Source organism: Desulforhabdus sp. TSK (assembly GCF_022836495.1).
Classification (GTDB): domain Bacteria; phylum Desulfobacterota; class Syntrophobacteria; order Syntrophobacterales; family Syntrophobacteraceae; genus Desulforhabdus.
Genome location: NZ_BQXM01000026.1, coordinates 17,354 through 29,638 on the forward strand (window position 1 = coordinate 17,354; position 12,285 = coordinate 29,638).

The window sequence follows — 12,285 nt, forward strand, 5'->3', positions numbered from 1 at the left end:
TATTCTCCAAAGGCCGTTTTTCCAAACGGCCTTTTTTTATTTCAGGTTCGAAACCGCATGGATCTCAGTTTCAGCAGCACCCTTCCTCGAAATGAAAAGAAGAGGACATCATGGCTACACAACTGGATTACGCCAAGCAGGGCATCGTCACGGAAGAAATGAAACAGGCCGTCGCCGGCGAGCCCCTCACCGCCGAAGAACTGCGGGAACGGATCGCTCTGGGGCATGCGGTGCTCCCCAAAAATGTCAACCATTCCTTCCCCATCCTTCGAGCCATTGGCCGGGGGCTGAAGACGAAGGTGAACGCCAACCTGGGGAGCAGCGGCGAATGCTGCCTGATGGAGTTGGAAGATGCCAAGCTGCAGGCGGCCCTCAGAGGCCGGACCGATTCCATCATGGATCTTTCCACGGGAGGAAATCTCGGGGGGTTGAGGCAATACTTCCTGGAAAAATCCACGGTCATGGTGGGGGCGGTTCCCATCTACGCCCTGGCGACGGAAATGGTCTGCAGCCATCAGCCACTCGAGAAGATGGACGGAGACCAACTCCTGAAGAGCATCGAGAAACAGTGCATGGAGGGCCTCGATTACATCACGGTCCATTGCGGGGTCACCCTGGCGTCCGTGAAGAAGCTCGATAGCTTTCAACGCATCATGCCCTGTGTGAGCCGCGGCGGATCCATCCATATGCACTGGATGCGAGCCAACCGCAAGGAAAACCCCCTCTACGAAAACTTTGACGATCTCCTGGAAATTGCGCACAAGTACGATGTGACGCTCAGCCTGGGAGACGGGTTCCGCCCCGGCACCATCCTCGACGCCACCGACGGCGCCCAGCTGGAAGAGCTCATGATCCTGGGAGAGCTGGCGAAGCGCGCCCGCGCCCGCGGCGTCCAAACCATGATCGAGGGTCCAGGGCACGTGCCCCTGCAGCAGATTCAGGCCAACATGCTTCTCCAGAAAAGACTCTGCGACGGCGCTCCCTTCTATATCCTGGGCCCCCTCCCCACGGACATTGCCGCGGGCTACGACCACATCACGTCCGCCATCGGAGGCGCGCTCGCCGGTTCTGCGGGAGCGGATTTCATCTGTTATGTCACTCCCGCCGAGCACCTGGGGCTGCCCAATGTCGACGATGTTTACCAGGGGGTGATGGCGTCCCGCATTGCAGCTCATGTGGCGGACATTGCCAAGGGGCTGCCGGGAGCCATGGACGCCGATCGGAGGATTTCAGAAGCGAGGCAGAAGCTCGACTGGGAAGGCGTCATCCGGGAATCCCTGGATCCCGACCTGGTGAAAGAACGGCTCCAGGTCACCGAAGACAGGGAGGCCTGCAGCATGTGTGGGAAACTCTGTGCGGTGAAAATCAGTCGAATGCAGTAGTACGTGATGGCTATGCCATGAGGATTCAATGGCTCGTTTTTGTAGGAGCGGCATCCTGCCGCGATAAACCTGTCGCGGCAGGATGCCGCTCCTACAAGAAACAGGGAGCAATCAAATCGAAGGATGTAAACCTCATCGGGATTGAGAGCTCTTAAAGTGGTGGTGTGTGGAAAAAGAGGTGCCCGCCCACACCGGGTGGATATTTCTGCTGCACCGGACCGCTGGCTCTACCCCTGTCCTGACGGTCCAGGGCTTCGTCATAAACGGAGCACTTTCTTCCACCAGGGAATGCTCGTTTTCATACGGGCTAATTCCAGCTCCAGCTCCTGAATTCGCTTTTGAGCCTGCCCCAGCTCATAATCCTTCCATTCCGTCTCGAGAAGGATCTCCTTCACTTCTTCCAGCTCCCGATCCTTTTCCTTCAGCTGCACATCCTTGGCCGACAGGTCTTTTCGATACTGATCGAGGAATTCATTCAACTTGCGCAGCTCTCCCAGCTCCAGAAGCATTGCCTCGTAGCGTTCTCTCTCCAGCGTCACCGTACTGGTGATTTCACCCGCCTCTCTCACCCCCATTGCGTTTCTTCCCCCAATACCCCTTCGAGCTTCCTCTCCCAATCTCCGACAGTTGCTGCGGGCTCTGATCCAGCCCCTATTTTTTTCGCCCTTGACCTGCTCCCCAAAGTCCTGCAAGGATAGTTTGGGGGACAGAGGATATACCGGCGGCTCTTCCATGGCTTCTAAAGAGATTCTTATCGCACGGACGGACGCAGGGTAAAGCAGAAAGCTCATTCCCTCGCGGTCGGACGAGAAAAATATTGCAGTGGGAAGCACGGTCATGCGATTCCAGGAGGAGGAAGCCGGAAGGCGTTCGGGGGGCGCAGGTCGAAAACAGATGAGGTGGGGAAGGCCATGAGTCACACATCATTCAGCTTCTGCAAGGCACTTTCGAGCGAGCTCGACCCGGAGAAGCTCCATCAAAAGTTTCTTTCGTCCCTTCTTGAATTGCAGAACGTCGAACGCGGTTCCATCTGGGTGAAAAAGAGGGACGGCTATCTCTGTGTCGAGGCGGCAGGGGACCAGAGCCAGCGCATCAAGGGTGTCACGATCCGTGCCGATCGGCCGAGCATCGTGGGCTGGGTGATCGAAAACGGCAAAATGACCATTTCCGAGCCGGGAAAAGACGAACGCCATTACAAGGCCTTCGAGGCGGATATGGCTGTCAAGAGCCGGCTCATCCTCTGTTTCCCACTCTTCCTCAAGAGCGGCGAGGTGTACGGGGCCGTCCAGCTCATCGACACGAGCGCCGGAGGCGACCGCCTCAACCTGGACAAAGACTATCTCGACCTCCTGCAGAACCTGGTGGATATCGGCTCCATCGTCCTCAGCAACTCCCTCGTCTACATGGACCAGGTGAAGGAAAACCTGCAGCTGAAGCAGACACTGGATTCGATCCGCAGGGAAGAAGCCATTCTGGGGAAGAGCGAAGCCTTCCTCAAGGTTCTGAAGGCGGCCGCGGACTACGCCAGGACGGACTTTCCCGTCCTCATCACGGGGGAGAGTGGAACGGGAAAGGAAGTCATCGCCAAGGAAATTCACCGGCTGAGCCCCCGGGCCGATAAACCCTTCCTGGTGCAGAACTGCAGTGCCATCCCGGAAACTCTGCTGGAAAGCGAGCTGTTCGGGTATCAGAAGGGTGCCTTCACGGGTGCGATCAAGGACAAGGTGGGGCTGTTCGAAGCGGCCAACGAAGGGACCGTATTCCTGGATGAAATCGGCGACATGCCGCTCCAGCTCCAGGCGCGCATCCTGAGAATCATTCAGAACAGTGAGATCAAACCGCTGGGAGGAACGAAAACCAGGAAAATCAATGTGCGCATCCTTTCGGCCACCAACAAAGACCTGAAAGAGGCCATCGCACGGGAGCAGTTCAGGGAAGACCTCTTTTACCGGCTCAATGTCCTTCCCCTGCACCTGCCGCCGCTGCGGGAAAGGAAGGAAGACATCCTCCTGCTTCTGGATCACTTCCTCACCCGCGAATCGCTGAAGATGGGGATTCCTCTCAAAAAGTTGAACCGGGCGGCCATGGACTACCTTCTGCAATATTCCTGGAAGGGAAACATTCGGGAGCTGGAAAACTTCGTCAAGCACATCATCGTCGTCGTGGAGGGCCCTCGGATCACGCGTGATGATCTGTTCCTGCACTTTCAGGCAGCCCAGTTGGATGCCGCTCCTGCCGAGCCGGCCTCCCTCCCCACTGCCCCCGTGCATGAAGCTGCCGCGCAGCAGGAACCTTCTCTGCAACCGGACCGCACGGATCCTTCATTTTTTGAAGGCTATACCTGGGAGGGGCTGGAAAAGGCTTATGTCCTTTACCTGCTGGAGAAGAACCGATGGCACATCACCCGAGCCGCCAGGGAAGCCGGCGTCAACCGGTCCACCTTCGATTCCAGGATGAAAAAGCTCGGCATCAGGAAATGAGCGATTCCCGTCTAAGGCGTCAGACAAGAAATACATCTCCATACTGCCTATTCATCCGTCATTCCCAATAAATTGCCGTGCGTTTTACACACCGTTGCTGACACAAGGGCTTCTTCAATATGGATGGTGCATGAGATGCACCCTACCCCAAGTGATGGATGCCGATTCATTGCCTTTCGCCTCTTTTTTCACTCTTCGGACTTGCAGGGATCGGGCAAATTCGATAAGGAAACAGTCGCTGTACCGACACTTCCCCTGAAGAAAGGAAAAGAACGCCCGCCATGACCGATGACGCACCTCCTCCGGGCTTTTTGTCCATCGACGAGAAAATCCGGAAGGCCAAAGCACTCTTTGATGCCCGGGGAAAAACCCTGCTTCAAGAACCTGCCGTCGTGAGACTCATGGCTGAGCTGGACCGCAGGATATCCGCATCCCAGGAAGCCATGGTGCGGTTCGGAATCGTGGACGCCTGCAGGCACTGTGAAGAAGAAGAGGGAGGCAGCTGCTGCGGGGCCGGTATAGAAAACAAATACAGTCCAACCCTGCTGCTGCTCCAACTGCTTTTGTCGGGCGAACTGCCCGAAAGCCGCCGGTGGGAAAACAGCTGTTTTTTTCTGGGGGAGCAGGGCTGCCGCCTCAGGGCGCGCCACGTTTTGTGCATCAATTATCTCTGCCTCCGCATCCAGAAAATGCTTCCCCCGGAAGATCTCATCACGCTGCAGACGGTCACCGGGGAAGAGATGGACACGGTTTTTCATCTTCACGAAACAGTCAAACGGATCTTGAAGCGTTGAACGCCATGCAATCGAGCCAACTGTCTCAAACCCTCGCCTTCATCGCCAACTTTTACGACAGCTGCAAGTTCGGCTGTGAGGGCGTGGAAGGATATCGCAAGTCCACGGACCTCCAGAAGTTCACTCATTGCATTCTGGACCTGCAGCACCATGGATTCCTCGATCCGCGGCGAACGACTTTCGTGGATCTGGGGTGCGCCGACGGCCGCGTCAATGTCATGGTGAGCTATGCCGTCCGCAGGTCCATCGGGATTGAAATCGACCCGGAGATCCTCGCCGAATATGCACCGATGAAGAGCAGGCTGACGTCGAAGCTCCAGGAAGCGGGCCTTGCCTCCCCTCCCGACAATATCGCACTCTTTCACGGGAGCTCCCTCGAGGATGAAACCTTTGCACGCATCTTCCAGGAAACCGGGGCACACTTGGAGGACATCGACTTCTTCTACACCTACATCACACTGCACGACCTCTTCGGCGAAATGATCGCTGAAAAAGCCAAACCGGGGGCGCTCTACCTGGTCTATGGCTTCAGCAAAATCCTCCCCCGCTACGACGGAATGGAACTGCTGCTTCCCGACGTGGGGAGCCAAGGCATCGCGGCCCTCTACCGAAAACTCTGAGGATTTCAGGTGAAAACTTTCGCCAACCTGGACTGGGAAAACTCCCTTCACCGCGTCAGTTTTTCGATGATCTTCCTGTGCTGGGGATATTCCTGCAGGAGCCGGCTGCGGTCGGCCAGTTGGAAGTCGGCGTATTCGAAGCCCGGCGCTACGGTACAGCCCATCAGGGCGTAGGATGCGGGGTCATCGACGGCGGCGCCGAACCAGCAGCCGGCTTCCACCACCACCTGGAACAACTCGCCCTTGTCCGGTTCACGCCCCAGCTTTTTCTGCACCAGCCGCCCCGATTTCTCGATGACATAAAGGGTAACGGGACTGCCCGCATAAAAGTGCCAGATTTCATCGGATTTGATGCGATGAAAAGCGGAGAAATCCCCTCCCTCCAGGAGGTAATAGATGGCAGTGGAAAAGACCCGGTCCCCTTCGAACCGGCGGGGAAGCTGACCGTCTCTCACCGACTCGGCCGAGCGGTAGGTCTGGGCGAACCAGCCCCCTTCCGGGTGAGGTGCAAGTTGAAGTCTATCGATCCAATAGGCTGCCTTGTCCTGCATGGGACCTCCATTTTGAGGCGGGTTCAGTGGCCAAAAAGGCGGCAGGGTGGTGTCAAATCGAAAGTTTTGTATCTCATCGAGATGAAACATTCTTGGCTGTCGCCGAACCCGTCATTCCGGTATGCTCTTCCTGTGAAAATGCCGTCATTAAGTCTTTTCATCGTTCGTTGTGACCGCCCGGTCATGGGGGTTAGTTGGAATCCAGGCACACGCCACATTCCTCCGGATTCCGGCTTGAAGCATGCCGAAATGACGCAAGTGACAGCATGCCTGGCATTGATTCTGTGTCAACTGAACGCATTTCAACAGGAAATCAAAACGATGAAAAATGACGTGTATTCCCTTCAACCCGTAGGCTTCGTCCGTTCAACGCTGGTCTCCCGTGAAGACTGCCCCAGGCAGGGTTCCGAAGGAGCGCCCGAGGCCTGGCTGGAAATCGATCCTGCCTTCGCGGACGGCCTCGAAGGGCTCGCTTCAGGGCAATCCGTATTCATCCTGACCTGGCTTCACAAAGGGCGTCGCGATGTCCTGAAGGTCCATCCCCGGGGGGACCGGAACGCTCCCCTGCGAGGCGTTTTTTCCACGCGCTCGCCGAACCGCCCCAATCCCATCGGCCTGCACCGCGTGGAAGTGCTGGAAGTTCAGCCTCCCTGCCGCATCCGGGTAAAGCCCCTGGAAGCTCTCGATGGAACCCCGATCCTCGACATCAAGCCGGTCATCCATGGATCCGCGGAACGATGAGGGGGCCTCCGCCTCAGAGGCTGCTTGAAAATTCATCTGCTCGAGAGTCAAGCCTCCTTTGATTCCCCCCTTGAGATGGAATGGGCCGGGAGCATCACCACCCCCGGTTGTAGTTTTCCGAGCAGGGGATGCAGGCGACCTTTCCATCACGCATCCTGGCACGGGGCTCCATGACGTCTTCCCCGCAAAATGCGCAGGTTACGGACTTGAAGATCCGTGCCCGACTGGGAACATCCGGAGCGATTTCCTCGATATTGAAGAGGGCGCTTTCTTCCGCTGCCAGCAGCTCATCCACGCGCTTTTTCTGGAAAGCGCGAAAGGCCGCCTCTTCGTCCTTTGTCGCCTGGCCGTTCAGGACCTTCTGGAAAATGGCCTCCTGTTCGGGTGTCCTCCGAAAGTGGCCGGGCTTTGCGGCCACGCGCACGCTGCGCCCCTTTTGACGGCAAATGAGTATGTAAACCTGCTTGCCATAGTCACGGTAGATGAGGTTCCCCTTGCCGAGGGTGCACCCGAGAAGGAACTGGATGGCATCCACACCGCACCCGTCGGATTCCACGATGGCCACGAGCTCCTCGTCTTTGGGTCGCTCCACACCCAGGTGGGCCTGGGCGGCTTTGGCCGCGCGATATCCGATGGCCAGCCCCGGGCAGATATGCCCATGGAATTGAATCGCTTCCTGCAAATCTTGTGGATACTCAGCGTATTCTGTCGTCATCCTTGGATTCTCCTTTTTAAATGCCCTCTGCGGCCGTTCGAAATGCATAGACAACTCCTGGAATGGCATCCTCTCTCGCCGCCGCACAGGGGTTCATGGCGGATTGGATGCTCACCATGGCTGATCAATCACTTCAACCCCCATGTCCCTCGGGATAGAAGCACCGGACTTTATGGGAGCCGCACCCCAGGAGGCGGGGCCTTCATGGCCTCCGATCATGTGCTGCATTACTGCCCCGCTGCCTGCCTGCCGCACCCGACAGGATTCAAAAAAACTCCACCGACTTCATATCGGCTTTGATGGACTATTTTCTCCCACACTGGGAAACTCGGTGCAATGTCAATCTTCCCCTGCTTCGGTGAAATATGAAAAATTCAGCTCCAATGGACCAGACAACTGGAAGTTACTCTGAGCTTACTTATTTTATGTGCGTTATTGCAAAGGAGGTGATTCAACATGGCACAACAGACAACAAAACAGCAAACTGAAATCGTCCTGAACGGCGTCAATGTGACCCGCTTGCTGGACACGGTCGATGCGGTGAAAGGCGATGGAGATATTGCAAAATTCAAATTCCGCGTGAGAAACCAATGGATCAGCGGCGGTCACAATCGCACGACCATAACGGACTTCCATGGAGCGAAACAGGATCACCCGCACGAAAAACCCTTTGAGGAGGATGCCGATGAAGCGGACATTCTCCTGGGTGAGGACACAGGTCCCAACCCCGTGGAGTACCTGCTGACCGGACTGGCAGGCTGCCTGACATCCTCTCTCATCTATCACGCCGCCGCCAAGGGAATCGAAATCAGGGGCGTGGAATCCAGGCTGGAAGGCGACCTGGATCTTCGGGGCTTCCTGGGTCTCTCCAAGGATGTCCCGGTGGGTTATGAAAGGATCCGGGTGGTCTTTAAAATCGATGCGGACGTGTCTGAGGAGCAGAAAGAGGAGCTCATCCAGATGGCGCAGAAGTATTCACCGGTTTTCAACACCGTCTCGAACCCCACGCCTGTCACGGTTCAGCTCGACCGGGCATGAGAGGAAATGAAACTTCAACGCCAAGCCTTCCGGGCAAGCCTGAAAAGGCTTGCCCAACACTTCCTCCGCATTTTGCCCACTTCCTTGAAATGTTCCTCATCCTTTCCGGTTCATAACGTGGTATTTAGATACCGGGAACGGTCATTTATATTGTGAGCGGTTGAAATCTCGACTGTTTCAGGGGCAGGGTGCATTGTATGCACGACCCGCACTGAGGAATTGCCCGAGTCAAGAATGGTGCGTAAACCGCACCCTGCAATTTGTTGCATATCATGGCGAAAACTGCATGAGAAGATCGAGGAGGCTGGATGGCTATGGGAACAGAGATTCGGTGGGCGAAGACCCACTGTGCACGGATGGACCACGGCGGCTGCGCTCTTTTGGTCGGTGTGGAAGACAACCGGATCGTTCAGATCAAGGGAGACCCCGAGGGGTATCTGAACAAAGGGTATACCTGCTATAAGGGCAGGGTTTCAGCGGACCGCCTGAGCCACCCCGACCGGCTCCGCCATCCCCTCAAACGCTCCGGCGAGCGCGGCGAAGGAAAATGGCAGCGCATCTCCTGGGAGGAGGCCCTCGATGAAATTGCCGGCAATCTCCTCCGGATCAAGGAGCAACACGGGGCGCGGGCGGTGGGGTTCGGGGTCGGCATGCCCAAGGGGCTGGAGCATTTCGTTCTCATTCGCTTGGCAAACCTCTTCGGCTCTCCCAATGTCGTGGCCTCCCAGGACGTCTGCCACGCTCCGCGGGAAGTCACGGGCGTCCACACCTGCGGCTTTTACCCCGTTGCCGACCTCCACAACCCCACCCGGGTCATTCTCTCCTGGGCGAGCAACCTGCTCTCCACCAGCGAGGAAGGCCAGATCGCCGGCCTCCTTCTCGATCAGCTCAAGAACGGCGCACGCCTCATCGTAGTCGATCCACGCAGAACGGAGCTGGCGGAAAAGGCCGAGCTCTGGCTGCAGCTGCGCCCGGGTACCGCACAGGCCCTCGCCCTGGGATTTCTCCATGTCGTCATTGAAGAAGAGCTTTACGACAAAGAATTCGTCGAGCAGTTCACCGACGGCTTCGAGGACCTCGCCGCGCATGTGCGCCGGTATTCTCCTGAAACAGTCGCCGAGATCACCTGGGTCCCCGCCGACCTCATCCGCCGGGCCGCACGCCTGTACGCCGAAGCCAAACCGGCCGCACTCCAGTGGGGAAATGCCATCGAGCACGACATCCACGCCTTCGACGCCGCCCGGTCCCTCGTCTGTCTCATGGCAGTCTGTGGAAATCTCGAAATACCCGGCGGCAATATCAACGCTTACGATCCAAAAATCATGGGACTGGGAGAATTTGTCCGGGCGGACCTCATTCCCGAAAAGCGCAAAGAGATGATCGGGGCCCATCACGGCGTCATCCCGAGATTCATGACGGTCCCCCCGGCTCATTTCCGGCAGGCGGTGCTCAAGGACGAGCCCTACCCCGTGCGGGGCTACTACGGTATGTGCACCAATCCGCTGGTGGCCTGGGCCAACAGCGACGTCACCTACGAGGCTTTGAAGCGCCTCGATTTTGTGGCCATGGCGGAAATCTTCATGACCCCCACCGCTTCCATGGCCGACATTGTCCTCCCCGTCGCCCACCAGTACGAGATGAACGACATCGGCCACTACGGCATCGGGCACGGCATGATCCTGGCCCGGCCGAAGATCGTCGATCCGCCCCCTGAGTGCTGGCCCGACATCAAGATCCTGAATGAACTGGGGAAGCGGATTTCCCCTCCCGAATATTGGCATGACGATTTTGAAAGCTTCCTCGACGATGTGGTCAAACCGGCCGGACTTACCTACCGCGACCTCGTGGCCAAAGGCTACCTGAAAGGACCGGACCGGTTCGGGCTGTACAAGGAAAAAGGCTTCCGCACTCCCTCGGGCAAAGTGGAATTGAAGCTGACCACCGCAGACAAATTCAAATTGAAGCCCCTGCCGGAATTCGCAGGGTTGCCCGAAGAGGAAGATCCCGAGTTTCCTCTCATTTTGATCAGCGCCAAGAGCCGCTACTATCTCCTGTCATCCTACCGGTGGGTGGAGAAGCTCCGGCAAAAACGCCCCTCCCCCCTCATCGAAATCCACCCCGAGACGGCGGCTTCGCATGGGATCAGCGACGGGGACGATGTCGTCATCGAAACGAAGTACGGACGAATTGTTCAGACGGCCCGCGTCACCGACATCGTTCACCCGAAGGTCGTGAGCGCGGCGCTGGGCTGGTGGTACCCGGAAGGCTCCGCGGATACGCAGTTCGAATGGCAAAAATCCAACTTCAACAGACTCACGTCCATTGGGAAGCTGGGGAAGGAATTCGGGACTCCCAATATCAAGAACATCCCCTGCAGGATACGCCGAGCATAAATCCGGCGGGCTGATTCCGGCAGGAAAGAAAGCCGCCGCCGCTCCTGCGGAGAGCCAGGCTTACGAAGGTGCTATTGAAGAGGGAGGGTGAGCGTAGGAATTCCCGGCGACGAATTGAACAGGCCCAGGGCTGAAAGCTGGATGGAGCAGGTGCAGCCACAGGCCGGAAACTGGAGGTAGATCTCCGATGCAGCCAAACAACCCTAAAATCGATGCAAATGGATCCCCCCGGGGAGCCGACCTGGTGGGATATCACGCGAACCTATCTCAAGATCGGCGCCATTGGCTTTGGAGGAGGCTATGCCGTGGTGGAGCTGATTCAGTCGGAGCTTGTCGTGAAGCGTCGCTGGCTGACCGCGCAGCGTTTCCAAAACATGATTGCACTTTCTGAAATGGCTCCGGGTGCCTTCACCGTAAACCTGCTGGCAGGAATTGCCTATCGACTGGGTGGAATGGGGGCAATGATCTTGGCCACAGCAGCCCTCATCCTACCTTCATTCGTGCTCATTTTGGTTCTGGCGGGTATTTTCCTTGCCTGGCAGGACAACATGCTCGTTCAATCCGCAATGAAAGGGTTGACGGCAGGAGTGGTCGGACTTTTGATTGCGGTTGTATGGGACCTGGTCAAACGAGCTCCCACACACTGGTGCTGTCTCGTCATCGGTCTCGTAGCTTTTTTGCTGGAGTTGGCGTTTTCTATCAATCCAATCTGGCTGATCCTGATGGGTGGCATGGCCGGAGCGATCAAAGTATGGGCGATGGGATTTTCCAGAAAAGGATCAACCCCAGATCTGCCAACACGGTAGGACAATATGTCGATGCTTATCGTCTATCAGTTGGCACATTCTTTTCTGAAGGTGGGCTTCTTCGGCTTTGGCGGGGGGTTTGCCATGATCCCGCTGATGCAAAGGATGGTAGTCCACCAGAACAACTGGCTGAGCGCGTCACAATTTGCCGCGGCCATCGCTCTGGGCCAGGTGACACCCGGACCGGTGGCCATCAGCGCAACTTTCATCGGCTATAAGGTGGCCGGCCTGACGGGTGCAGTCGTCGCTACAGTGGCTATTTTCACACCGTCCCTCCTCGTCATGTATCTGATCGAAAAATTTTATCTGAAAGTACGGGAAAAAGAGATCACCCAGGCTGTCCTGCACGGGATCCTGCCGGTGGTTGTGGTTCTCATGCTGCAGGCGGCAATCTCCCTCGGGCGCCCAACTGTGCATTCCTTCTGGCAGATCCTCGTTATTGTCATGGTGGCAGCTCTGGCCATCACGCGCAAGGTCAGCTACGGGCTGCTCGTGGCAGGGTCCACGGCTGTCGGTGCGCTCATGTCCTTTTGGCTATAGCAATTGTCCCAATCGAATCAACGATTGCATCAGAACCTTCTGAGGAACGCTCACTTCACTTTGGATCGTAATGATTTTCTTCTTCTACAAAAAGGCTATAATTAAATTGGAAAGTAGCTCTTTCCTCCTCCTGTGGAGAGTCGGGCACACCCCTCGCCCGGCTCTCCACTCTTTTTTGGTGATGGCCGCTGCCCTCAGAACTTCCACACGATCCCTCCACATTTT

12 protein-coding genes are annotated in these 12,285 nt (G+C 56.9%); 9 read left to right on the top strand and 3 right to left on the bottom strand.

All coding sequences use genetic code 11. The features are described from left to right. Window positions 1-110: 110 nt before the first annotated feature. Window positions 111-1,382: a phosphomethylpyrimidine synthase ThiC gene (gene thiC, locus MWC30_RS14895; RefSeq protein WP_244084985.1), complete on the top strand. Its 1,272-nt coding sequence runs from the start codon at window positions 111-113 to the stop codon at window positions 1,380-1,382. A gap of 257 nt (window positions 1,383-1,639) precedes the next feature. On the opposite strand, the gene MWC30_RS14900 is transcribed toward thiC, so the two are convergent. Continuing rightward, complete coding sequence (locus tag MWC30_RS14900; protein WP_244084986.1) at window positions 1,640-1,957, bottom strand: hypothetical protein; 318 nt, start codon at window positions 1,955-1,957, stop codon at window positions 1,640-1,642. 336 nt (window positions 1,958-2,293) lie between these two features. On the opposite strand from MWC30_RS14900, the gene MWC30_RS14905 reads away from it, so the two are divergent. From MWC30_RS14905 to MWC30_RS14915, 3 genes are all read left to right on the top strand, one after another. Beyond that, window positions 2,294-3,862 carry a sigma-54-dependent Fis family transcriptional regulator gene (locus tag MWC30_RS14905; protein WP_244084987.1) on the top strand — a complete coding sequence of 523 codons (1,569 nt, stop codon included), beginning with the start codon at window positions 2,294-2,296 and terminating at the stop codon, window positions 3,860-3,862. Window positions 3,863-4,143: 281 nt separating this feature from the next. Beyond that, entirely contained in the window at window positions 4,144-4,656 is a 513-nt protein-coding gene (locus tag MWC30_RS14910; RefSeq protein ID WP_244084988.1) for a hypothetical protein, read from the top strand. 5 nt (window positions 4,657-4,661) lie between these two features. After that, the gene (locus MWC30_RS14915) at window positions 4,662-5,276 is read left to right on the top strand and encodes a class I SAM-dependent methyltransferase (RefSeq protein ID WP_244084989.1); all 615 of its coding nucleotides are present in this window, start codon (window positions 4,662-4,664) and stop codon (window positions 5,274-5,276) included. A 47-nt stretch (window positions 5,277-5,323) separates the two neighbouring features. Here MWC30_RS14915 and MWC30_RS14920 read toward each other — a convergent pair whose 3' ends face one another. Next, window positions 5,324-5,827 carry a cupin domain-containing protein gene (locus tag MWC30_RS14920; protein ID WP_244084990.1) on the bottom strand — a complete coding sequence of 168 codons (504 nt, stop codon included), beginning with the start codon at window positions 5,825-5,827 and terminating at the stop codon, window positions 5,324-5,326. 321 nt (window positions 5,828-6,148) lie between these two features. Between MWC30_RS14920 and tsaA the strand changes: the two genes are divergently transcribed. Next, complete coding sequence (gene tsaA, locus MWC30_RS14925) at window positions 6,149-6,568, top strand: tRNA (N6-threonylcarbamoyladenosine(37)-N6)-methyltransferase TrmO (protein ID WP_244084991.1); 420 nt, start codon at window positions 6,149-6,151, stop codon at window positions 6,566-6,568. Between the two features lie 94 nt (window positions 6,569-6,662). Here the strand turns inward: tsaA and MWC30_RS14930 are convergent, their stop codons facing one another. Further along, complete coding sequence (locus MWC30_RS14930) at window positions 6,663-7,283, bottom strand: FmdE family protein (RefSeq protein ID WP_244084992.1); 621 nt, start codon at window positions 7,281-7,283, stop codon at window positions 6,663-6,665. 456 nt (window positions 7,284-7,739) lie between these two features. Between MWC30_RS14930 and MWC30_RS14935 the strand changes: the two genes are divergently transcribed. The 4 genes from MWC30_RS14935 to MWC30_RS14950 all read left to right on the top strand — a co-directional run bounded on the left by MWC30_RS14935 (window position 7,740) and on the right by MWC30_RS14950 (window position 12,060). Next, window positions 7,740-8,321, top strand: a complete 582-nt coding sequence (locus MWC30_RS14935) for an OsmC family protein (protein ID WP_244084993.1) — start codon at window positions 7,740-7,742, stop codon at window positions 8,319-8,321. A 314-nt stretch (window positions 8,322-8,635) separates the two neighbouring features. Beyond that, window positions 8,636-10,714: a molybdopterin-dependent oxidoreductase gene (locus MWC30_RS14940; protein WP_244084994.1), complete on the top strand. Its 2,079-nt coding sequence runs from the start codon at window positions 8,636-8,638 to the stop codon at window positions 10,712-10,714. 218 nt (window positions 10,715-10,932) lie between these two features. Beyond that, window positions 10,933-11,520, top strand: coding sequence for a chromate transporter (locus MWC30_RS14945; RefSeq protein ID WP_256461266.1), 588 nt, complete (start codon window positions 10,933-10,935; stop codon window positions 11,518-11,520). Between the two features lie 6 nt (window positions 11,521-11,526). Continuing rightward, on the top strand, window positions 11,527-12,060 hold the full coding sequence (locus MWC30_RS14950) for a chromate transporter (protein ID WP_244084996.1): 534 nt from the start codon (window positions 11,527-11,529) through the stop codon (window positions 12,058-12,060). The last annotated feature ends 225 nt before the right edge of the window (window positions 12,061-12,285 follow it).